This is a genomic window from Bradyrhizobium campsiandrae (assembly GCF_014529705.1).
Taxonomy (GTDB): Bacteria; Pseudomonadota; Alphaproteobacteria; order Rhizobiales; family Xanthobacteraceae; genus Bradyrhizobium; species Bradyrhizobium campsiandrae.
In genome coordinates, this window is record NZ_JAANIH010000010.1 from 12,424 (window position 1) to 33,952 (window position 21,529).

Sequence of the window (21,529 nt, forward strand, 5' to 3'; positions counted from 1 at the left end):
AATGCTGAATCTAGTATGGGTGCGGACATTTCTGGCCCTGGCGAAGCATAAGAGCTTTCAAGCGTCCGCAGAATATCTTCGGATCGCTCAGCCGACGGCCTCATCACATATCCAGAAGCTTGAGGAGCAGCTGGGTGTCCTGCTATTCCATCGCTCCCGAACGGGGTGCGAGCCGACGCGGGAAGCGATGAACTTTCTGCCTTATGCCCAGAGCATCCTTAGGGTTAACGAGCGTGCACTCGCCGCGGTCTCTGGGGAGCGCACGCGGATCGGTGCCAGTTCCAATATCGGAATCTATCTGCTGCAGCCCTATGTCCGGTCATATCTGGAAGGCCGCGATCCAGCGGCTTTTGATATGGTGATTGACCGCAATCCGTCCATCGTCGAGAAACTGGAGAATGTCGAAATAGATGTGGCCGTGTTGGAATGGTGGGACAACCGCGACGGCTGCCAAGTCGAGCGCTGGAGAAGCGAGCCCGTCGTCGTCATCGTTCCGCCCGATCATCCATTGGCGTCTCAAGACCACATTGATCCGGTTCAGTTATCCGCATTTGAGCTTCTCGGCGGCGAACCTGGCACCGGGACCGGGCGGATGCTTGCGAAATATTTCGGCGATCACGCTCAAATGCCGCGGGTTTCCCTACAGTTGGGTAGCACCGAGGCTGTCAAGCAGGCGGTAAAGGCTGGAGTTGGCATCTCTCTAGTTCTGGCGTCAGCCGTATCGGACGAGGTGCGGGCCGGAAGCCTGCGTGCCTTACCCTTCCCTGACCCGCCGCTACGAAAGGACCTGTTTGTCGCTTGGCGCACCGGCATTTCGGGCATGCCTATACCGGCCTTCGCCCAGCATCTATTGAACGCTCACTGCAATGAGACGGTATCCGCTCGCTGACGTCAGCGCCTCTCGAATCGGCTACATGCGCGTTTTGTTGGTCATGAACGCGTATTTCGCACGGTCTAAGCGGTCGCTCAACCGGTTCGATGATTGAGTGAGGAGCTTAAATGCGACGTCAAAGAGCGTGGGTACAGGCGATCTGTTTTCGCATGCGCTCTGCGGTCAGCTGAAGGCGGCCCAGCTCCATCAACCCATGTCATGGGTTCGTGTTTCTTAGTCGATCTGGCTAGCTTCTCCTGTGGCGAATGTCCGCAAAGTGGCAACCAAGCCGCCCTCGGCAACCAATCGAAAGCGCAGAATTCCACTCCACCGCGACGTTCCTGCCCTCTGCCGGAAAAGGCCGCAGTGGCTCATGGCTTGCCGTACAACTTTCTCGAACCAAGGTCCGAAAGGGGTCCGGGAGCGGCCGGAGAAGGCACGAAGCTGTCCCCCTCGCATACTTCAGGTTTCGCGCTTGCGACGACTGAGCAGCTTTTCACCATCGGCTCTCAACTCGCCTTCTGGCCCGACAAACCGGTAGAGCGTCTGCCGGGTAATTCCGAGTTCGGCACAGAGATCGCGCACCTTGGTTGCCGGTTGTCCCATGGATGCGGCGGCAAGCCGCAGCTTGGCTGGCGTCATCTTGAAGGGGCGGCCGCCGTTGCGCCCTCGGGCGCGGGCTGACGCCAGGCCTGCCTTAGTCCGTTCGACGATCAACTCACGTTCGAACTCAGCCAGCCCGGCGAAGATGGCGAATACCAGTCGGCCGTTGGTAGTGGTGGTGTCGATCGATGCGCCTTCGCCAGCCAATATCTTCAGACCAATGGCGCGTTTGGTTAGATCGCCGACCAGGTTGACCAGATGACGTAGATCACGGCCGAGCCGATCCAGTTTCCAAACCACGAGTGTGTCGCCAACACGCAGCGCCTTCAGGCATGCCTCAAGACCGGGTCGGTCGTCGCGGCGGCCCGAGGCTGCATCCTCATAGATATGGTCAGGCAGAACGCCGGCCCTGATCAGGGCGTCGCGCTGCAGGTCGTGGGCTTGACTGCCATCAGCTTTCGAGACCCGTGCGTATCCGATCAACAATGTCATTTATACGTCCGTTTGTGTGACATTCTTCATTTGGTCGCGCCAAAGTCTGTAGATTGTCACATAACCCGTCTTGCAATGTAAGCTCCATGAACGGTTATCTCCGATCTTTTTGTGACGAACGGAGTACCCATGCCCCGCCGGATGATTTTGACGGATGCCGAACGGCAGAATTTCCTTGCTCTTCCCATTGATGACGACACTCTGATCCGGCATTGGTGCCTCGATGACGATGATCGCCATCTTATCGAAACTCGACGCCATGATGACACTCGGTTGGGATTAGCGCTTCAGCTCTCTGCTCTTCGTTATCCCGGCCGCCTGATTCAGCGGGGGGAAGTCATCCCTTCTGTGGCGCTGTCGTTTCTGGCCGAACAACTCGGGATCGAGCCAGAGGCACTTTCCACTTTTGCACGGAGAGCACCAACCCGCTATGAGCAGCTCGCCATCCTGCGCCAGCACTATGGCTTCACTGAACTGTCACACCCGTTGCGCGCCGATCTGCTTGCATTTGCACGCGGCATTGCGATCGCTTCGACGAAAGACAAATTTGTCGTTGCAACACTGGCTGACGAGATGCGGCGGAGGCGCATCATTATTCCCGGCATTACCGTGCTCGAACGGTTGGCGGGGCAGGCTTGCACTGAAGCCGAGGAGGCGCTGTATACCGATGTCGCCGGAAGATTGACGCCGGACCTTGTTCTTCGGATGGAAACATTGCTCGGCGCGGGACGACGCGCAAAACAGAGCGGCATATCCTGGTTGCGAGAACCTCCCGGTAAAGCCGGGGCAACGGCCATGCGGGGATTGATAGATCGACTGGAGGCCGTGCGTCATGTCGGTGTCCCCAATGATGTGCTTCAAGCGATCCCGGCTCACCGTGTTCGTCGGATGGCACAGGAAGGTCGTCGTCTGACTGCCCAGAATTTTGAGCAGATGCGGCCAGGCCGCCGTCACGCGACATTGGCCGCGTTTTTTCTGGAAATGGAAATAGCACTCACCGACGCGGCGATCAGCATGTTCGAGACGTTGATTGGCAAGAGTTTTCGGCAGGCAGAGGCAGCCCGTGACAAGCAACTCCTCGAAACCGCATCGTCGGCGACATCCGCACTCGATTTCTTCGTCAATTTTGGCGAAGCCATAACCGCCCAACGCGAAGCTGGGCTTTCTCTTGATGAGGCGGTGACCACTGTCGCGAGCTGGGAAGAGCTCATTCAGGCAACAGCTTCGGCGAAGGCAGTGAGAAGGCCTCGCAGCGAGGATGATTTGATCACCTACCTGCCGGCTCAATATGCTCGCATCCGGCGGTTCGCGGCTGCATTTCTGGCCTCGTTCACCTTTGAAGGAAACCGCCGAAACGTACATATCATTGAAGCTATTGTGCAGATGGAAACTGCCTGGAGGAAAGGGGCCAGATCAAACGATCGGCCCTGGATCCGCAAGGCGTTGCTGCTGGCGAATGCGCGATGGCGCAAGGAAATCGTCGGCGCTGATGACGTGATCGACCGGAAGATGCTGGAACTCTTTCTCATCGTCGAGCTGAAAAACAGGATTGCCGCCGGCGACATATGGATCAGGGGTTCCCGCGCCTACCGCGCACTCGACGAGTACATGATCTCGCACCAGACGTTTGCCGTCATCAAAGCCGAGGCCCGCATTCCGGTCGCGATTCCGATCGATGTCGAGACCTATCTCGCCCAGAAGGCCGACGCTCTGGATCAAAAGCTGCGTGAGGCGACACGTCGCCTGGAAACTAGTCGAGGCGATACCCGCATCGGCGCAAAAGGATTGCGGGTCCCAGCGGTCAGAAGCACGGAAACCGAAGCCGCAATCGCGTTCGCAAGGCGGGTGGCGACAGCCATGCCGCCAATCCGGTTGACGGACCTTGTGGCCGATATCGACCGGATGACCGGCTTCAGTTCGTTATTCGAGCACCTCCAGACCGGTCGGTCACCTTCCGATCTGCGGGTGTTCTATGCGGCGCTGATCGCCGAAGCCACAAATCTCGGCTTCTCGAAGATGGCGCATGCCTGTCCCGGCATCACGCGCCGCCAGCTACAGCAGATGGCAATCTGGCATTTTCGCGAGGAGACATTCGCTCTGGCGCTCGCCAAACTGGTTGAGGCTCAACACTCTGCCCCGTTCTCAACAGTGTTCGGCTCGCACGCTGTTTCCTCGTCGGACGGACAACATATCCATCTTGGCGACGGCGGCGAAGTCGCAGGCGGCGTCAATGGCAGGTATGGAAACAACCCGATTATCAAGCTCTACACCGCAATCTCTGGTCGCTACGCGCCCTTTCATACCAAAATCATCGCCGCAACGGCAAGTGAAGCCGTTCACGTGCTTGACGCATTGCTGGAAACCGACGCTGGCCTTAATATTGTCCGACACCACGTCGATGGCGGCGGCGTCAGCGATCTTGTATTCGCCCTCTGTCATGCGCTCGGCTTCGCATTCGTGCCGCGCATCCCCGATCTCGACGGGCGATGCCTCTACGCCTTCGGACTGGCCAAACAATACGGAATTCTTCAGAATGTCATGGGTGACCGGATTGACGCCGATCTGATCCGGACGCATTGGGATGATATCTTGCGCCTGATGACCTCGCTACGCACGCGCACCGTCAGCGCCTCGCTCATGCTGAAGCGATTGTCGGCGACAACGAGGCAAAGCGGTCTTGCCCAGGCGTTGCGCCAGATGGGACGGATTGAACGAACCCTCTTCACCCTCGACTGGATCAACGACGAGCAATTGCGAAAGACAACTACCGCTGAATTGAACAAGGGCGAAAGCCGGAACAGCCTTGTTCGGGCAGTCAATCTTCATCGTCTCGGCCGTTTCCGCGATCGCAGTCAGGAAAACCTGTCGATCCGGGCATCCGCTCTCAATCTGGTTGTCACCGCCATCATTCACTGGAACACAATCTATATCGGCCGCGTCATCGATGCCCTGCGCAGTGCAGGACAGGCTATCCCGGATCATCTGCTGTCCAGCCTGTCGCCTCTCACATGGGAGCATGTGAACCTGACCGGCGATTACCTCTGGGAAGAAAAGCCGGCTCTCGACAAAAACGGGTTCCGAGCCATCCCGTTCAACCCATGATCCGCCTGCCGTATATCTGTGCCCCTTTAATGTTCAGGGGCCACAAGTGCCGCATCGAAGTCGTCGACGTTCTAACGAGCCCAGAAGCCGCGGAGAGTGCTGGGGTTCTCGCAACCCCGACGCTTTCGGATGACTCAGCAACACCGCCTCGTCGAATTATTGGTGACTTCAGTAACGTCGACCAGATCATCGCGTTCTTTGGGTGCCCACGAAAGGAAAAACACCGATGACATCCCGCTCGCGTGATGGAGAGGCCGTCGGCGACGCCGCGGGTGGCGTGTTCGATCACGCTGCTTATTCAATATGACGAACAATCTCACGCCCTCCGGATCGACAGGCGAACGCCTGGAGATCGATGACTGCGACAGCCACTTTGGCCTCGCGCCCTCCTCGTTTCGTCTGCTCGTGGAGAACACGGCTGACGGAATACTGCTCGTCGATCCCGACGGAGCCGTGCTCTATGCCAATGCGGCAGCGGCCAGGATTTTCGGCCGACGCAGGCGCGATCTTCTTGACGTGTCGCTCGGCCGTCCCATCGTTGAAGGAGAAGCGACCGAGATCACAGTTAGGCGCCCCAACCTGAGTCCGGCTCAGGTGGAGCTCAGAGTTGTGGAGGTGGAATGGAACAGCGAGCATGCCCTGCTCGCCAATCTGAGGGACGTGTCCTTGCAACGCGCCAATGAACAAAGACTGCGCGAACTTCAAAAACTGGAGGCTCTCGGTAAACTTGCGGCTGGCATAGCTCACGACTTCAGGAATCTGATCATGGTTGTCCAGGCTGGACTTCGGCTGATCGGCTCAAAGATACGAGAGGGCGGCCCACCTGAAGATGTGGCGATGCTCATTCAAGAGATTATGCAGCGCACGCACAACGCCGAGGCGCTCACCGGGCAGCTGCTGACGTTCTCGCGAAAGCAAGTCCTCGCACCAAAGCTCGTCGACATCAACGAGCGAATCTTGTCGATCGCATCCATCCTCGGACCAACCCTCGGTAGGGGGATATCAATTCGGACGGAGCTGGACGACAATGTCGGAACCCTAGAAATTGACTCAGACCAGCTCGACGTCGCCTTGCTTAATCTTGCTGTTAACGCGCGAGATGCGATGGACGGACGCGGCACGCTCTCGATTGCAACTGGCGTTGTGGCCGGCGGAGTCGCCAGCAGTTCACATATGATCCGCATCACGATCACGGATACAGGCGTTGGCATGGACGCCCAAACTAAGGCGAGGGCCTTCGAGCCGTTCTTTACAACGAAGGGCGACGGAAAGGGCACGGGGCTCGGACTCAGCCAAGTGTACGGGTTTGTCGTGCAATCCGGCGGGCAGGTCCGCATTGACAGTGAGCCCGGGGCTGGCACCCGCGTGAATTTGTTCCTGCCGCGGAACCCGCCAGACCCTGACCCGCCTGCGGGCGAGTGAGAGGGAAAGGTTGATGGCGCCGGCACCCGCCAAATATCGTGACTCACGAGGGCTGAGATCAATGAGGAAGCCGCGAGCGGGCGATAACGCTGTCGATCGTCAGTGCAAGTCTCGTGCGAGAATGCTTATCTTTTTCGTTGCCAACCGACCCCGACCGGAACCATGCCGCAGCACCAAACAGAACTTATCACAATGCTGGCGCTCGGAGTCGTGCTTGCCTTCGGCTTCGGACTGGCCGCGCGATTCTTGCGCCTGCCGGCTCTGATCGGCTATTTGCTTGCCGGAATCGCGATTGGTCCGAATACACCCGGCATTGTGGGCAATGTCGAGTTAGCGCGCCAGATGTCGGAACTGGGCGTCATCCTGCTGATGTTCGGCGTGGGGCTGCATTTCTCCCTCAACGATCTTCTCGTCGTGCGTCGGATCGCTGTGCCAGGCGCGATGATCCAGATCGTGACCGCAACTCTCATTGGAACCCTCGTATCGAGGGCATGGGGCTGGAATTGGAGTGCGGGCCTGGTGTTTGGCCTTGCCCTTTCAGTGGCAAGCACGGTGGTGCTGCTGCGTGCGCTGGATGAAGTAAGTCTGCTGGACTCCCCCAATGGCAGGATCGCCGTCGGTTGGCTGGTCGTCGAGGACATCGCCATGGTGTTGGCCTTGGTAGTGCTCCCCGCGTTCGCGGCACCGGTCGGCGCGGACGCCCCGGCAGCGCCTATCGGCGCCGGGACGGCAGGTGTTGGGCTCGCGCTTGGACTCACGCTGATCAAGGTCAGCGCCTTCGTTGCGGTCGTGTTGGTCTTCGGGCGGCGTGCCGTGCCGTGGCTGCTCAGGCAGGCAGCGCGCTCAGGATCGAGGGAACTCTTTACGCTGGCGGTGCTGGCGATAGCACTGGGCATCGCTTACGGGTCGGCGGCGCTGTTCGGCGTCTCCTTTGCACTTGGCGCATTCTTTGCGGGGGTGGTGCTCAGCGAGTCCGAGCTCAGTCACCGGGCCGCAACCGAGTCGCTGCCGCTTCAGGATGCGTTCGCGGTGCTATTCTTTGTTTCGGTCGGGATGCTCTTTGACCCCTCAATCCTTGTGAATGATACGCTGTCGGTGATCGCAGTCGTTCTAGTGATTGTGCTCGGCAAAGCTCTTACCGCTACGGGGATCGTGCTCGCACTCGGCTATCCAATGTCGACCGCTTTGGTCGTATCCGCGGCGTTAGCCCAGATTGGGGAATTTTCTTTTATTCTCGCCGATTTCGGGGTGTCCCTGGGGCTTATGCCGATGGAGGGCCGTGATCTGATCCTCGCCGGAGCGTTGCTCTCGATCACTGTCAATCCATTTGCGTTTGCGGCTGCTAAGCTCATGGCGCCTTTGCTAACCGCACCCACGCCGGGAGGTGGCGAGGGTCGTCACTTCGATCCCTTGTTGGGTCTGCATGTGGAAGATCGTCCCACGGCGCAGGCGGACCACGTTATTGTCGTGGGGGCCGGCCGAGTCGGACGCACGATCGTCGCGGCGTTGCGCAAGGCAGGAACTCCGTATGTTATAATTGAGCGAGATCGGCGACGTGCCGAAAAGGCTCGTGAGGAGGGCGCAGCGGTGAAGCACGGCGATGCTGCGGCCCCGGGCGTCCTTGAGGATGCGGGTGCGGAGCGTGCGCGACTTATCGTCATTGCCGTTCCAGATGGCTACGAAGCGCGGCGCGTGCTCGAGCGCGCTCGTGAGATAGATGCGCTCGCCGAAGTTCTCGTGCGCGCTCACGGCGATGCTGACCGCACGTATCTTCAAGAACGCGGTGCGACCCGGGCAATCTCAGCCGAATACAACGTAGGCTCGGCAATGGCAGAGGCAACGCTCAGCGGCTTGGGCGTCGCGCCGGCGGCAACCTCAACTACCGTCGACGAACTGCAGGAGGCGGAAAGCTCAAATGTTGAAGACTCCGGTACGGATATGCACGGCGCCCCTGAGCTGCGTCCTCATCCAGAATAGAGAAGAGAGATCCTGTGCTTGAGTTCGCTCCCTAAGGCCGAATGATCGTGACGTTTCGGGGACCTTCCAGAGAAATTGCGCCGCGCTCGCGGAGATCCGTAAACGCTCGACAGACTGTCTCGGTCGAGAGTCCGAGCAGATCGGCGATGTCGTAGCGTGTAATGGGCAGAGCTAGATCGTTTTCGCCAGATCGGCCGATCCTATCTCTAAAATGGACCAGGAAAGCTCGCACCCGTTCCGGAGCCGACATTGTGCTCACTACGAAAATTTGCTGCTCCAGCCTTTCAATTGCCGCGAAGGTTCCCAGTCGGATGAGCTTGGCAGTCGCCGGATCAGAGTCCGCGAGAGCCTCAATTGCCGCTCGGGGATAACAGGCAACTATTGTTCCCTCCACAATTGCTTGCACCGAGGAGGCGTGCGCGTCGGATGATGAGAATCCAAAGAAGTCACCTGGGAGGTGAATGTCCGCAATTTGCCGTCGTCCATCACTGCGGATACGATATTTGCGTGTCGCTCCGGAAACGATGCGATACCACCAGTCACAACGATGGTGGTGTTCGAAGATGTCCTGATCACGCTGGAACGTCCTGAGGATGGCGATAGAGTTTAGGTCTCTCGGACTCTTGTTGATCCGTGGCTCGCAGTCCGAGCCGTCAAACCGCGATGAACGTTCCATCGACACCCCTTCAGAACGGAACCGTCCAAGCAATTGGACGACCGTGGTGACGATAGAAAAACGTGCGGGTAAGGAGCTATTTGTGGATTCACCTTATGGGAATTCTCGTAAAGGGAAATGGCCCGCTCAGAGAGTGGACGAGGTGGCGCGTCGTTACTGGGCGGGAGTCACATCTTTCCTTGCACGACCCGTTTGTCAGCGCTTAGAGGTGGATCATCACTTGGCACTACTCCTTTAAGCCAGCGAGAACCGCGAGCTTAATCGCCTCCGCGACGGTTTTCACTCCTAGCCGCCGCAACATGCGGGAACGATGAACTTCAACGGTTCGGACACTTATGCCGAGTTCGTGGGCAATCTCCTTGTGGGCCTGACCGTCGGCGAGCCGGACCAGCACCTGCCGCTCACGCTCGCTTAGCGTTTGCACGCGAGCTGCCGCCTCGTCGCGCTCGTCGGTGACCTCAGAGGATCCTCCCTCCTTTGAATCGGTCAACGTCTTTGACGTACTCGCAACCTCCTTGCCGACGACGCCAATCGCGACCGGTCCAGCCGGGGGAAGATCGAGGCGATAGAAATCGAACAGGAAAGGTCGGCTATCCTTCGACTTGGTGTGGAGCAGCCGTAGCACTCCCGTCCAACGCCCGTCGGAGAGAATCCGATGCCAAACGCCATAACGCAGCTGATCGCGGTCTCCGAGCGCCAGAAAATCGGCAATATGAAGCTCGGACGCCTCACGCAAATCAGCCAACCCGACGTGTTCAAGGCCAGCGTGGTTCACGAAGAGCGGCCGGCCCTGAAGATTCACGATGCCGATGAAATCGGACGATGCGGCGATGAGCCTTGCGAGATATGCGTTTGGAGCAGTTTTCTCGCGCCGTCGCAATTCCAACATGGCTTGGCTTGCGGCCATGCGCTGAAGGAGTGTTTCCACCTCAGTTGGGAAATCTGGCCGATCCGACGCGACTATCACGGTCGCCTCGCCGTGATTGCCGATGGGCGTTGCGTGGACAGTGACCTTGTTGCCGCTGACCGGGCTGACGATCTTTCCCCCGTCCGTAATGGCTGCCAATAGGGAGTTGCGGACAGTCGGAACGAATGGCGGCGGCAGTCGTCCGTTGGGCCCATACACGAGCTCAACGACGACTTGCAGCGTCGCTATCGACATATATACAAAGTCGGCGTTGAGGGTCTTCACAAGGACCGAGGCCAGGCTTTCGACGACCGCGTCCTCCTCCAGGTCCTTCCAGTCCGCTTGCAGAGCGGAGAGGCGAAAGAGGTCGTCGAGCGCGCGGACCAGCTTTTGATTTTCCTCCACAGGCATTTGCGTCTCCGCCGATCAGGGTCTGACAGATCCTGCGGATCGGCTCTTGCCTGCTACAATCAGGATCGGTTTTCGGCTACAGTTGGGTTCGTGTCAGCCGAGTGCAACTAGCCATAGCAGATGCAGCAGGCAGTTGTCAGGCTCGCTCCACGGACTAAATTTGCAGCGGCGGCTAGGTTCTGTCCAGACGGAGCGGTGAGAAGTGTGAACCCGAAAGTGAGACCATGAGGTTGGACACGAACGTGACTGCGAAGAAGCGACCCAGATATACCCTCCTCGATGATCCCGGGTCAGCTGCCGGGAACGAGATCATCGTCACAATTTTCGACTGGCAAGGGAAGGCCCCCATCCGGGCCACCCTCGGATGGATGGCGCATTCTCGAGAAGGCGCTCACATTGGCCCGGACGAGAGCGAGGAGGTCGATGTAGGCCTTGCGCTCGCTCAGGCGCAGCGCCTGCTTCAGCGTTACGGTTTCCAAAGGATCGTGATCGTGCTTGAGCACGAAGACCTATGGGATCCCGCGTGGGGCGATCTCGTCCGCCGCTAACGCCGGGCTAGCGACTATTGGGGCCGGACCGGGAACCTCGAGAGTCAAGCACCGGCGCGGCCCTTTTTGCACGCTGGAACGATCATCCCTTCCGGTGAAACCTTGGGCGGCGACCCCGTCTCGGCCGATGGGCGGTCGGGCTTTTGGTCATGCCCCAGCGCCGACAAATCGCGAAATAACTGACGGTCATCAGTGCCAATCCGGCGGAGAGTCGCCACGATCCCTTCAACGTCAGTAAAGGGAGTTGGCAAATGCTCGCTTATCCAGGAAATGCGGGGCGCACGTTCGATCCATTTCGGCAGATGCGACTCATGCAACAGGATGTGAAGCGCGTGATGAACAACCTGCGAGCCCCCACAACGTCTGAATTTCCCCCAATCAATATTTGGACCGGCCCCGACGGCGCCGTGATCACTGCGGAGATTCCTGGCGTCGCTGCCGATGACCTCGACATCGCGGTCCATCAGAACACCGTAACCCTTCGTGGAAAACGGGACATCGACCCGGTCGCCGAAGGCGCGGTTGTTCATCGCCAAGAGCGCGTTGCGGGTTCCTTTGCCCGCAGCCTCGTCCTTCCGTTCCGCGTCGATGGGGAGAAGGCCGCCGCAGCGTTCCGGAACGGGCTGCTTCGGCTCGAGCTCCCTCGCCCCGACGCTGATCGCCCTCGCAAAATCGCTATAAGCCGGACTTGAAGGAGACCCGTCATGGCCGCTCAGGACACCAGCATAAGCGAGGCCGCCGAAGCCACACGAGATGCGCCGGTCTTCGTCCCTCCAGCAGATATAATCGAGGACCAGTCCAGCCTGTTGATGGTTTTAGACCTCCCCGGCGCCGATCCCGAAAGCCTCGATGTGACGCTCGACAAGCGGCTCTTGCGGATCGCGGCGCGCTCGGTGCCGAGCCGCCCCGAAGGCTACACACTGCAGCACGCCGAGTATTGGGATGGCAATTACGAGCGGAGTTTTGTCATCTCAGAGCCAGTCGACGTGGCAAAAATCGAAGCGATTTTCAAAGACGGCGTTCTGCGGCTGACGCTGCCAAAGGCGACGCCGGCGCCGGCTGCCAAGATTTCCGTCAAGGCGGCGTGAGGCGACGATGAAAATCACCGACCTCATTCCTTGGAGCGGCACCGGGCGGGACGTGGGTCCGCAAACGGGACCGGTGGACCCGCTTCGTGCGCTGCAGCAGGACATTGACCACGCATTTGAGCAATTCTGGAGGGTGCTGCCATCGCCATTTCCGGAGTTCGCACCCTCCGCACCCGATTCCGTCCGGCTGGATGTCAGCGATAGCGACAAGGCGATAACGGTCACCGCTGAATTGCCTGGCCTCTCTGAGGATGACATCGAGCTTTCGATCAGTGAGGGCTCTCTGACGATCCGCGGCGAAAGGAGTACCGACCGAAAAACTGAAGACGGAGGACTCATCGTTCGCGAGCGAACATACGGCTCCTTCCAACGCACCCTGCAGCTTCCAGACAGTGTCGATGCCGACGCGGCAAGCGCGACATTCAAGAACGGTATATTGACCATCAAGGTCCCGAAAACGGCTGAGTCCATCGCCAGTATTCAACGCATCCCTGTGCAGGCGGGTTAATATCGCCGCTCCGAGCCCCACCCGCCTTGCCTGCCCGCCATCCTCCCCCGGGGTGGCGGGCACTTTTGTGACCGCACGAGCTCATCATTGGCCGGCGGTGATCCCGGTGAAATTCCGGATTCCGCTCCTGCCTGGTTTGCCGGATGAAGATCGAGATCGACGACATTGGAAATGACCGGCCGGATCGTGCCGCCCATAGCGGAGGTGTCATGCCAACATGTGCCATTGGCACGGATAACGACGGCACCGTTACCTCCGCCACGGAGCGACCAGCGGGGCGGCGCATCGTCGAGTGATGAAGGCGAAATGCTCATGGGTCACGAGCCGTAATTTAAGCTGAGACATTATCTCGGTCTGTTGCGGATTGATCGCCAAGACGCTATCCAGCCGGTGTCGGAAAAGGCAGACTTGGTTTGGTAAGCCCAAGTCCTTTCGGTAACGAAAGCTCTGGTCTTTGGCCTCGTGTCGGAGATCCCCACGACGAGCATGGGACGCTCCCCGGCGTCCCGATTGTTCGTCCGTGAGGTCGCTCATTCGAGGAACGCTCCGGTCGAACGTGATCGACACAGGAGCGTTTCATGCCCAATTCCCAACCCATCTACGAAGTCGTAATCGCCGGCGGCGGCCCGGTCGGGCTCTTCCTTGCCTGCGAGTTGCGTCTCGCAGGCGTCTCCGTCCTTGTCCTGGAGCAGGCTGCCGATCCGCTGTCTCCTTTGAAGGCATTGCCGTTCGGAATGCGCGGTCTGTCCGCGCCGACCCTTGAGGTCCTCGATCGCCGCGGCCTGCTCGACGACGTCAGGGAGGCGAGCCAAGCGAACAATGCCTCGGGCGCCACCAAGGCCTTCGCGCATTGGATGCAGCAGCAGCGCCGGCCTGCCGGCCATTTCGCCGGCATCCAGTTCTTTTACGAGGACATCGACGTCTCGCGGTGGCCGTACCGGCTGCCAAGTCTGGCCGGGGTCAATCTAGCCGTGGACATGCAGTCCCTGGAAACCGTCCTCGCTGCCCGGGCGACCGCAATGGGGGCGGAGATCCAGCGTGGCGTCGGCGTCGAAGCTTTCGAGCAGACCGACAACACCGTGATCGTCCGCGCTGGCGGCCAGACCTTCCGCTCGCGATGGCTAGTGGGCTGCGATGGCGGGCGCAGCGCCGTGCGCAAGGCTGGCGGCTTCGAATTCGCCGGCACCGATCCCGAATTCACCGGCTACTCGGTCGAGGTGGAACTGGCAAACCCGGAGACGCTCCGCGTCGGACGCACCTATACCCGGACGGGCATGTACACCTACGCGCAGCCCGGCACGATCGCGATGGTCGACTTCGATCGCGGCGCCTTCCACCGCACACAGCCGATCACGATGGAGCACGTGCAGGTTGTTTTGCGCCGGATCTCCGGCGCCGACGTCACCTTGACCACCCTCCGGCTCGCGACCACATGGACGGACCGAGCCCGCCAGGCGACGGCCTACCGCAACGGACGGGTGATGCTTGCCGGCGACGCCGCGCACACGCATTCGCCGCTGGGCGGTCAGGGTCTCAATCTAGGCCTCGGCGACGCAACAAACCTGGGCTGGAAGCTGGCGGCCACCATCCATGGGCGCGCCCCGGCCGGATTGCTCGATAGCTATTTCGCTGAACGCCATCCCGAGGGCGCGCGGATTCTCGACTGGTCCCGCGCTCAGGTCGCGCTTATGCGCCCTACGCCGAGCACCCGAGCGCTCGAATCTATCATCCGCGATCTCATCGGAACGCGTGACGGCGCGACCTACTTCGCCGAAAAGGTATGGGGCCTGTCGCTGCGCTACGATCTCGGCGGCGGTCACCCTTTGGTGGGCCGGAGCGCTCCCGATTTTACGCTGATTGATGGAACGAGGGTCGGGAAACTCCTGCAGGACGGCCGTGGCCTGCTGCTGGATTTTGCTCCAGGCGCGCCGCTGCGGCCGCTGGCCGACCGCTGGCAGAGGCGGTTCAACTATATTTCGGGGGACGCCGAGAACCGGCTGGGATTACGCGCCATCCTCATCCGTCCCGATGGTATGGTTGCCTCAGCGATTGAGAGCGCCGCAGACGATCAAGGCGTTCGCCAGGCGGCCGAGCGCTGGTTTGGTGAGCCTGACGGGCCGCCTAGCTAAGTCGTGCTGCGCGGCATGGCGAAGATGCGATCGAGTTCAACCAGATCTGCCGGGGCAAGTCGCAGATCGAGCGCGTCGCGGTTCTCCCTCACATGCCGTACGTTTCCTGCTTTCGGAATCGCGACAATTCCGTCCTGTCTCAAGACCCAGGCGAGGGCCAGCTGGGCGCGGCTACAGCCGTACCGCTCTGCCGCGCGGGCAAGCCGCCCGTCCCTAGCGAGATGACCTCCGCAGATGGGAGAATGTGCCATGATCGGAACACCCCGCTCCCTGCACCATGGAAGAAGGTCGCACTCGATGTCTCGCCGGCACAGATTGTAGGCGATCTGATTTACCTGCACCAATTTTCCCACGGGAATGGCCGCGAGGTCCTTCAAATCGCGGATGAGGAAATTTCTGACACCCCAATAGCGTATTTTTCCGGCGCTTCTGAGTGCCTCAAAGCCGTCGAGCGTTTCGGCGAGAGGGACGTTGCCTCGCCAATGCAGCAGAAAAAGATCAATACGGTCCGTACGAAGTCTTCTCAGGCTGCGTTCGCAAGACGTAACGACACCGAGGCGGGAAGCGTGGTGCGGATGAACCTTGCTCACAATGAACACCTTCTCGCGCTGCCCGTCGATCGCCTCCGCCACCACCTGCTCTGCTCCACCGTCCGCATAAGACTCCGCGGTGTCGATTAGCGTCATCCCGAGATCGATGCCCGTCTTCAACGCGGCGATCTCGTCGCGAGATGAACCGCTGTGCTCCCCAATTCCAGCTGTGCCTTGTCCGAGCACCGGTATAGCCTCGCCCGCCGGCAAGGTGGTCTTCCTGCTCGCTGACATGGGGTTTCCTAACTGGCACGGTGACAAGAGCGCGCACAAATTGAGGCTAACTGATCTCGTAGGGCTGGGAACTGACGACCGTCACGCTGGGTTAGAGACGGCGCCCGCGTGTATGGGTATTTTTGAGGACTGACTGCGCCTACGACCCTCGCCCGACATGTGGGAATCCCTTATCGTAAGAACCCGTAATGGCAGGTCTCGGCAGATGACGGCGGCAGGATCTGAGTAATAGTCTACGAGCGAACGCTCCGAGCCGGCAGATCACGCGCACTGTTCGGAGGTCGAATGCTCGGTACTCACCAAATAGTTGCGATGCCCTGGACCGATTGCGAATTCGACGCAACGATCCCATGCCTTAGACTGCCTCGATGATCACCTTTAGCGCTCGTGTGTCCGCAGCCTTCGAGAAAGTGTCATATGCATCAAGGATATCGTCGAGCTTAAAACGATGGGTAATCAACTGCTTAGGATCGATCTTTCCGGATCGTACCGTCTTGAGCAACATAGGCGTGCTGACCGTGTCCACTAAACGGGTAGTGATGGCGATATTATGAGACCAGAGCTTCTCGAGATGCAGGTCGGCCTTGAAGCCATGAACCCCGACATTAGCGATAACACCCCCGGCCGCGACGATCTCCTGGCAGAGCTCGAACGTCGGTGCGATACCTACTGCCTCTATGACCGTATCAACGCCTTTGTTTTCCGTCAGCTCGAAGACCCTCTGCTTCGCCTCTTCTCCGGTAGCTCTTATCGTGTTTGTCGCGCCGAAGCGCTTTGCAGCCTGCAGCCGATTCTCATCAAGATCGATGACGATGAGTTCCGCCGGTGAATAGAACTGTGCGGTGAGTAACGCAGCTAATCCGACCGGCCCGGCGCCGACGATGGCAACGGACCCGCCAGGTTGCACTTTGCCGTTGAGAACACCGCATTCGAAGCCAGTCGGCAAGATGTCGCTCAACATGACGAGGGCGTCTTCGTCGGCCCCGTCCGGGATCGGATAAAGGCTGGTGTCGGCGTGAGGAATATGAACGTACTCGGCCTGAGTCCCGTCGATCGTATTGCCAAGAATCCAGCCTCCTGTTGTGCAGTGAGAATACATTCCACGCCGGCAGTACTCGCACTTCCCGCAGGACGAGATGCAGGAAATCAAAACGGAGTCGCCCTTCTTGAACTGGGTTACACCCGCGCCAACCTGCTCTATGACGCCTACGCCCTCATGGCCAAGGATACGTCCAGGAGTGCACGACGGCACGTCTCCTTTGAGGATATGGAGATCGGTGCCACAGATAGTGGTCTTCGTCATCCTTACAATTGCGTCGGTCGCGCTGTCGATCACCGGGATGTCGCGGTCCTTCAACGTCTTTCGGCCCGGTCCCTCAAAGATTAGAGCTTTCACGGCAGTCTCCGCGTCTGACTTTCTTCAAGTGCGGTGGCCAGGATAGGTAAGCCTCGACCATCGTGCACTGACGTTGATCATTTTCCAAAGCAAGTCCCAAGGCCCACGGTCCGGGTCTCGCTCTGATGATCGGAAAAGCTACGGCAATGGAGGTTGGCTCGCTGAACAGAACCAGCCTGAGGCGGCGCAGGTGTGCCTCCGAGTGCGGTTCATAATCAAACAGCGGCGTCAGATTCTGAGGCGCCATGGTCGGGCTTCCGCAGTTTAAGGCGCGCTCATGGACAAAAGGGCGGCGAAGCTGACGAGCGTCAATGTGTTCGCACGGTCGAGGTCTCATCCTACTGGGCCGACCGTCGACATAGGTCAAACCGTTGCCACAGCTTGGAGGCGAGAATGATAAAGGTCTTGGTTGTCAGAGTTGACGGAACCAGTGGCGACGAATTCCGCCTCGCAGCCGCAGAAAGTTTGGCGAAACTCTTCGAAACGCATGTTGTTGGCCTGATCATCAATGTTTTGCCCGAACCGATCATCGTAGAGACCATGACCAGCGTAACAAACTGGTCAGAGAGCCTTGAGCAAGCACGCGCTCAAGGACGGCAATTCGAAGAGCGGACGAAGGAGCGGTTGAAGAGTCTCGCTCCATCGTCGGAGGTGCGTCGTATCGATGCATATTCCCATGAGCGGGCGTTCCTCACCGCCCGGGAATGTCGGAGCGCAGACGTACTCGTCGGTCTTCGACTGAGCGACGATGATGATACAATTGAACTGCATGACGTGATCGAGGAGACGCTATTCGAGGCGGGCCGACACATCTTTCTCGTGGCCGACCAGAAGACCTTCGATGGAGGCTTCGAGCATTCAGTTGTCGCCTGGAACGGGAGCCGCGAGGCAACGCGTGCAGTGGCGGAGGCCTTGCCGTATCTGAAAAAATCAAAGGCGGTAACTGTTCTGCGCATAGGCGCCGAAACAGAATCAATCCTCTCAGCTGTGCAGGATGACAGGCTGGTCGCATACCTCCGGAGACATGGCATTAGCGCTTTGCTGGAGCGAGTTCCGCACAAGGGGTTCCAGGACATTGCGACAGTGCTCATCGATGAAGTGGTCGCCCGTAAGGGCGATCTGCTCGTGATGGGTGGTTACGGTCATTCGCGCCTGCGCGAATGGTTGCTCGGAGGCACTACATACAGGTTACTTCGTAAGTGCCCGATCTCGCTTGTGATGGCGCACTGAGACGGCCTTGTACACTACCGACCGCATTGAAGAATGTTTCGAACGCTATGCGCGGTGTCGCTGTGTCCGTGAACAAGCAAACTAGTTCACGCATCCCTTTACTCATAGGATGTGCTGTCGCGTCTTTGCATTGGTAGCAATAGCGGGCGTCGGGAGTACCTCCGTCCCCGCGGCGTCGTGGGTTCACGCCGGAGGGTTGCATCAATGAAATGCAGGTCTGCCATACGGGTTGAGGCGCGGTGAGATGACCACTCTTGATGACGAAGAAATTCTCGAGACCCGAAGGGTGCGCGAGGTGGCGGGTGTGTTTCACAAATCGGATGTCCTTGAGGACACGATTGAATCCCTTTTGCTCGCGGGCTTCGACCGGTCAGACGTGGATATCATGGGTGAAGTTGAAGCCGTCAGACGCCGTCTCGGCCAGCTCTATATTCCACCAGAGGAGCTTGCCGATGTGCCGGGAACACCGCGCCGTGCATTCGTCGCGCGAGATGACCTCGCATTGGCGACCGCAGGTGTCGCTGGAATTCTTTTCTATGTCGGCGCTGCGGCCACAGTCATGTCTATCGTCGCTTCCGGAGGAAGCCTTGCGGTTATAGCAGCGGCTGCGATGGCCGCCGGGACGGTTGGAGCAGGTGTCGGCGCCGCAGCGGTGCGGCTGCTCGGAAAAAAGCAGGCGGAGGAACTCGATCTCCAGCTGATGTCAGGGGGAATTGTGCTCTGGGTGCGCGTACGAACGGCGGAAAAGGAAGCGGAAGCGCAGGAAATCCTAGCAAAGTTTGGCGCTGAAGCGATTCGTGTTCATGAGATAGATATCGCGAAGCGCCTCGAGGACGTTCCGCTTGCGAATGTCCACCCGGACCCCTGGCTCGAAAAGGACGTGCGGGGTTAGGAGACCGGCTCCCGAAGCGCCAAAGCGCGGACCTGTTCATGGCGCAGAGGACACATCCGCCAGACTGGAACGATGCGTTCCCGCCGAATAGGAGAGGCAGCAATCGGCCGGTTGTCAGCTGTCAGTTCCCGCGGTGCGAGCGCATTTTGCCGTTGGCCCGTGAAAGCACGCCGTCGCCGTCGACCCGACTATTGTCCCTGCATGGCAAGAGTGCCGCAAGACTGACGTCCGTCAACGTCGATGGTCTCGGGTGAGATCATAATTCTCAGCACGGATTAGACCGAGGTTCTCGAGCTACGGAGACATAGTATGGCAGGCAAGGTGATTGGTATTGACCTGGGTACGACCAATTCCTGTGTGGCAATCATGGAGGGCTCGCAGACCAAGGTCATCGAAAATGCCGAGGGTGGTCGCACCACGCCCTCCGTTGTAGCCTTTTCGAAGGAGGGTGAGATCCTCGTAGGGCAGCCGGCCAAGCGGCAGGCCGTCACAAATCCCGAAAACACCATCTTTGCGATCAAACGCCTGATCGGCCGTCGCTACGACGACCCCATGGTCGAGAAGGACAAGAAGCTGGTTCCATATAAGATCGTTCGGGCGGATAACGGCGATGCCTGGGTGGAGGTGCAGGGAAAGAAGTATAGCCCCAGCCAGATCAGTTCTTACATACTCGTGAAAATGAAGGAGACCGCCGAAGCATATCTCGGCGAAAAGGTCGAGAAGGCAGTCATCACCGTTCCCGCATATTTCAATGATAGCCAGCGCCAAGCAACCAAGGACGCTGGCAAGATCGCCGGACTCGATGTTCTGCGCATCATTAACGAACCGACGGCCGCTGCGCTCGCGTATGGTCTCGACAAAAAGAAATCAGGCACGATTGCGGTTTACGATCTCGGGGGCGGTACGTTCGATATCTCGCTGCTGGAGATCGGCGACGGCGTGTTCGAAGTGAAAGCCACCAACGGCGATACGTTTCTCGGCGGCGAAGATTTCGACCAGCGGATCATTGATTGGCTCGCGAGCGAATTCAAGAAGGATCAGGGAATTGATCTGCGCAACGACCGTCTTGCGCTTCAGCGTCTACGTGAAGCGGCGGAGAAGGCAAAGATCGAACTCTCATCGGCCCTGGAAACCACAATTAGCCTGCCGTTCGTCACGGCTGATCAAAACGGCCCAAAGCATCTTGAGATCAAGCTCCGGCGGGCCAAGCTGGAAGAGTTGGTCGATGAGCTGATTCAGCGCACCGAAAAGCCATGTCGGGACGCAATGAAGGATGCGAAAATCAAGGCCGAGAAGATCGATGAGGTCGTGCTCGTGGGCGGTATGACCCGCATGCCGAAGGTCCAGGAGACAGTGGCCGATATCTTCGGCAAGGAGCCGCACAAGGGCGTGAATCCCGACGAGGTGGTCGCGATCGGCGCCGCCGTTCAGGCCGGCGTGCTGCAGGGCGATGTCAAGGATGTGCTGCTTCTCGACGTGACCCCGCTGTCGCTTGGCATCGAAACGTTGGGGGGTGTGTTCACGCGTCTCATCGAACGCAACACCACCATTCCGGCTAAGAAAAGCCAGATCTTCTCCACCGCCGAGGACAACCAGACTGCGGTCACGATCCGTGTCTTCCAGGGCGAGCGCGAAATGGCAGCCGACAACAAGCTGCTTGGCCAGTTCGATCTCGTCGGGCTCCCCCCGGCGCCTCGCGGCCTCCCGCAAGTCGAGGTCACTTTCGACATCGACGCCAACGGAATTGTCAACGTCTCGGCTAAGGATAAGGCGACTGGCAAAGAACAACAGATTCGCATCCAAGCGTCCGGCGGTCTGTCACAGGCTGACATTGAACGCATGGTCAAGGAGGCAGAGGCGAACGCGGAAAGCGATAAGAAGAGGCGGGTCCTGGTTGAGGCGAAGAATCTGGCGGAAGCCGAGATTGCCGCGAGCCAGAAAGTCCTAGGTGACTCCAGGGACAAGACCCCCGCCGCCGATGCGAGCGCGCTTGAGAAAGCGATTGAAGACCTGAAGTCTGCGGTCGGCGCGGACTCGGTCGCGGATATCGAAGCCAAGACGAAGGCGCTGCGGACGGCGACATCGAACCTCGGAGCGAAGGTCCACGACAGCGCCGCCGGCGGCCCAGGTGCAGAGGGCAAGTCCAGCGATGAGGTCATCGATGCTGACTTTGAGGAAGTCGACGATGAACAGGGCAAACGCCCGCGACAGTCGGGCAGCGAAACGCCATAGAGGCATGCGCATCCGCTCCGGTACTTCTCCTGCTAGTTCCGACGAGGGCGCCCACGGAGGGCCCGCGAGCTCGCTCGACGCGTTGACGCGCCGCGGCCGCCGCTTGGGATAGTTGGTCCTTGCGATTTGCGCGGCCATGGAATCAGAACACGTCTACGGAGACGGAGTCGTGCCTAACGATCCAAGTTAAGGGTCTGGAGATAGGCGCAAAACATGTCCGC

The 21,529-nt window shown here is 59.4% G+C and carries 20 protein-coding genes; 14 read left to right on the top strand and 6 right to left on the bottom strand.

The window, feature by feature from the left end:
- Position 1 precedes the first annotated feature (1 nt).
- Positions 2–889, top strand: a complete 888-nt coding sequence (locus G8O24_RS09350; RefSeq protein WP_006023683.1) for a LysR family transcriptional regulator — start codon at positions 2–4, stop codon at positions 887–889.
- Positions 890–1,333: 444 nt separating this feature from the next.
- On the opposite strand, the gene G8O24_RS09355 is transcribed toward G8O24_RS09350, so the two are convergent.
- The gene (locus G8O24_RS09355) at positions 1,334–1,960 is read right to left on the bottom strand and encodes a recombinase family protein (RefSeq protein WP_024342673.1); all 627 of its coding nucleotides are present in this window, start codon (positions 1,958–1,960) and stop codon (positions 1,334–1,336) included.
- A gap of 135 nt (positions 1,961–2,095) precedes the next feature.
- Between G8O24_RS09355 and G8O24_RS09360 the strand changes: the two genes are divergently transcribed.
- The 4 genes from G8O24_RS09360 to G8O24_RS09375 all read left to right on the top strand — a co-directional run bounded on the left by G8O24_RS09360 (position 2,096) and on the right by G8O24_RS09375 (position 8,467).
- Positions 2,096–5,068, top strand: coding sequence for a Tn3 family transposase (locus G8O24_RS09360; protein WP_006023681.1), 2,973 nt, complete (start codon positions 2,096–2,098; stop codon positions 5,066–5,068).
- 29 nt (positions 5,069–5,097) lie between these two features.
- Positions 5,098–5,298: a circadian clock KaiB family protein gene (locus tag G8O24_RS09365; RefSeq protein ID WP_188098713.1), complete on the top strand. Its 201-nt coding sequence runs from the start codon at positions 5,098–5,100 to the stop codon at positions 5,296–5,298.
- Positions 5,299–5,371: 73 nt separating this feature from the next.
- Positions 5,372–6,490, top strand: a complete 1,119-nt coding sequence (locus G8O24_RS09370) for a two-component system sensor histidine kinase NtrB (RefSeq protein WP_006023743.1) — start codon at positions 5,372–5,374, stop codon at positions 6,488–6,490.
- Between the two features lie 162 nt (positions 6,491–6,652).
- Complete coding sequence (locus G8O24_RS09375) at positions 6,653–8,467, top strand: cation:proton antiporter domain-containing protein (protein ID WP_188098591.1); 1,815 nt, start codon at positions 6,653–6,655, stop codon at positions 8,465–8,467.
- 31 nt (positions 8,468–8,498) lie between these two features.
- Here the strand turns inward: G8O24_RS09375 and G8O24_RS09380 are convergent, their stop codons facing one another.
- Positions 8,499–9,143, bottom strand: coding sequence for a helix-turn-helix domain-containing protein (locus G8O24_RS09380; protein ID WP_048758131.1), 645 nt, complete (start codon positions 9,141–9,143; stop codon positions 8,499–8,501).
- Between the two features lie 226 nt (positions 9,144–9,369).
- A complete protein-coding gene (locus G8O24_RS09385; protein ID WP_024922106.1) occupies positions 9,370–10,461 on the bottom strand; it encodes a LuxR C-terminal-related transcriptional regulator in 1,092 nt (363 codons plus the stop codon).
- A gap of 242 nt (positions 10,462–10,703) precedes the next feature.
- Here G8O24_RS09385 and G8O24_RS09390 point away from each other — a divergent pair, with 242 nt between their 5' ends.
- On the top strand, positions 10,704–11,009 hold the full coding sequence (locus G8O24_RS09390; RefSeq protein ID WP_244645796.1) for a hypothetical protein: 306 nt from the start codon (positions 10,704–10,706) through the stop codon (positions 11,007–11,009).
- A gap of 44 nt (positions 11,010–11,053) precedes the next feature.
- Here the strand turns inward: G8O24_RS09390 and G8O24_RS45580 are convergent, their stop codons facing one another.
- On the bottom strand, positions 11,054–11,539 hold the full coding sequence (locus G8O24_RS45580; protein WP_311972239.1) for a hypothetical protein: 486 nt from the start codon (positions 11,537–11,539) through the stop codon (positions 11,054–11,056).
- Between G8O24_RS45580 and G8O24_RS09395 the strand changes: the two genes are divergently transcribed.
- The 5 genes from G8O24_RS09395 (at position 11,432) to G8O24_RS09415 (ending at position 14,734) form a co-directional block, all read left to right on the top strand.
- Complete coding sequence (locus G8O24_RS09395) at positions 11,432–11,701, top strand: Hsp20/alpha crystallin family protein (RefSeq protein ID WP_244434544.1); 270 nt, start codon at positions 11,432–11,434, stop codon at positions 11,699–11,701. The genes G8O24_RS45580 and G8O24_RS09395 overlap by 108 nt on opposite strands.
- Before the next feature lie 12 nt (positions 11,702–11,713).
- On the top strand, positions 11,714–12,097 hold the full coding sequence (locus G8O24_RS09400; RefSeq protein WP_006023740.1) for an Hsp20/alpha crystallin family protein: 384 nt from the start codon (positions 11,714–11,716) through the stop codon (positions 12,095–12,097).
- Positions 12,098–12,104: 7 nt separating this feature from the next.
- Positions 12,105–12,605: an Hsp20/alpha crystallin family protein gene (locus G8O24_RS09405; protein WP_006023739.1), complete on the top strand. Its 501-nt coding sequence runs from the start codon at positions 12,105–12,107 to the stop codon at positions 12,603–12,605.
- 143 nt (positions 12,606–12,748) lie between these two features.
- Entirely contained in the window at positions 12,749–12,901 is a 153-nt protein-coding gene (locus G8O24_RS09410) for a hypothetical protein (protein WP_157224027.1), read from the top strand.
- A 282-nt stretch (positions 12,902–13,183) separates the two neighbouring features.
- Positions 13,184–14,734 (top strand): FAD-dependent monooxygenase, encoded by a 1,551-nt coding sequence (locus tag G8O24_RS09415; RefSeq protein WP_006023738.1) that lies wholly within the window; start codon positions 13,184–13,186, stop codon positions 14,732–14,734.
- On the opposite strand, the gene G8O24_RS09420 is transcribed toward G8O24_RS09415, so the two are convergent.
- Both G8O24_RS09420 and G8O24_RS09425 read right to left on the bottom strand, forming a co-directional pair.
- A complete protein-coding gene (locus tag G8O24_RS09420) occupies positions 14,731–15,558 on the bottom strand; it encodes an aldo/keto reductase (protein WP_188098594.1) in 828 nt (275 codons plus the stop codon). The two genes, G8O24_RS09415 and G8O24_RS09420, sit on opposite strands and share 4 nt — an antisense overlap.
- A 355-nt stretch (positions 15,559–15,913) precedes the next feature.
- Positions 15,914–16,954, bottom strand: coding sequence for a zinc-dependent alcohol dehydrogenase family protein (locus G8O24_RS09425; protein ID WP_188098596.1), 1,041 nt, complete (start codon positions 16,952–16,954; stop codon positions 15,914–15,916).
- Positions 16,955–17,347: 393 nt separating this feature from the next.
- On the opposite strand from G8O24_RS09425, the gene G8O24_RS09430 reads away from it, so the two are divergent.
- From G8O24_RS09430 to dnaK, 3 genes are all read left to right on the top strand, one after another.
- The gene (locus tag G8O24_RS09430) at positions 17,348–18,184 is read left to right on the top strand and encodes a universal stress protein (RefSeq protein WP_188098598.1); all 837 of its coding nucleotides are present in this window, start codon (positions 17,348–17,350) and stop codon (positions 18,182–18,184) included.
- 244 nt (positions 18,185–18,428) lie between these two features.
- On the top strand, positions 18,429–19,076 hold the full coding sequence (locus tag G8O24_RS09435) for a hypothetical protein (protein WP_006023734.1): 648 nt from the start codon (positions 18,429–18,431) through the stop codon (positions 19,074–19,076).
- Positions 19,077–19,385: 309 nt separating this feature from the next.
- Positions 19,386–21,308: a molecular chaperone DnaK gene (gene dnaK / locus G8O24_RS09440; protein WP_188098600.1), complete on the top strand. Its 1,923-nt coding sequence runs from the start codon at positions 19,386–19,388 to the stop codon at positions 21,306–21,308.
- Positions 21,309–21,529 lie beyond the last annotated feature (221 nt).

What these genes read in the sequence shown, in the direction of transcription:
- G8O24_RS09350 (WP_006023683.1), top strand. Translation starts at nt 2, where the DNA reads ATGCTGAATCTAGTATGGGTGCGGACATTTCTGGCCCTGGCGAAGCAT.
- G8O24_RS09360 (WP_006023681.1), top strand. Translation starts at nt 2,096, where the DNA reads ATGCCCCGCCGGATGATTTTGACGGATGCCGAACGGCAGAATTTCCTT.
- G8O24_RS09365 (WP_188098713.1), top strand. Translation starts at nt 5,098, where the DNA reads ATGTTCAGGGGCCACAAGTGCCGCATCGAAGTCGTCGACGTTCTAACG.
- G8O24_RS09370 (WP_006023743.1), top strand. Translation starts at nt 5,372, where the DNA reads ATGACGAACAATCTCACGCCCTCCGGATCGACAGGCGAACGCCTGGAG.
- G8O24_RS09375 (WP_188098591.1), top strand. Translation starts at nt 6,653, where the DNA reads ATGCCGCAGCACCAAACAGAACTTATCACAATGCTGGCGCTCGGAGTC.
- G8O24_RS09380 (WP_048758131.1), bottom strand. Translation starts at nt 9,143, where the DNA reads ATGGAACGTTCATCGCGGTTTGACGGCTCGGACTGCGAGCCACGGATC.
- G8O24_RS09385 (WP_024922106.1), bottom strand. Translation starts at nt 10,461, where the DNA reads ATGCCTGTGGAGGAAAATCAAAAGCTGGTCCGCGCGCTCGACGACCTC.
- G8O24_RS45580 (WP_311972239.1), bottom strand. Translation starts at nt 11,539, where the DNA reads ATGAACAACCGCGCCTTCGGCGACCGGGTCGATGTCCCGTTTTCCACG.
- G8O24_RS09400 (WP_006023740.1), top strand. Translation starts at nt 11,714, where the DNA reads ATGGCCGCTCAGGACACCAGCATAAGCGAGGCCGCCGAAGCCACACGA.
- G8O24_RS09405 (WP_006023739.1), top strand. Translation starts at nt 12,105, where the DNA reads ATGAAAATCACCGACCTCATTCCTTGGAGCGGCACCGGGCGGGACGTG.
- G8O24_RS09410 (WP_157224027.1), top strand. Translation starts at nt 12,749, where the DNA reads ATGAAGATCGAGATCGACGACATTGGAAATGACCGGCCGGATCGTGCC.
- G8O24_RS09415 (WP_006023738.1), top strand. Translation starts at nt 13,184, where the DNA reads ATGCCCAATTCCCAACCCATCTACGAAGTCGTAATCGCCGGCGGCGGC.
- G8O24_RS09420 (WP_188098594.1), bottom strand. Translation starts at nt 15,558, where the DNA reads ATGTCAGCGAGCAGGAAGACCACCTTGCCGGCGGGCGAGGCTATACCG.
- G8O24_RS09430 (WP_188098598.1), top strand. Translation starts at nt 17,348, where the DNA reads ATGATAAAGGTCTTGGTTGTCAGAGTTGACGGAACCAGTGGCGACGAA.
- G8O24_RS09435 (WP_006023734.1), top strand. Translation starts at nt 18,429, where the DNA reads ATGACCACTCTTGATGACGAAGAAATTCTCGAGACCCGAAGGGTGCGC.
- dnaK (WP_188098600.1), top strand. Translation starts at nt 19,386, where the DNA reads ATGGCAGGCAAGGTGATTGGTATTGACCTGGGTACGACCAATTCCTGT.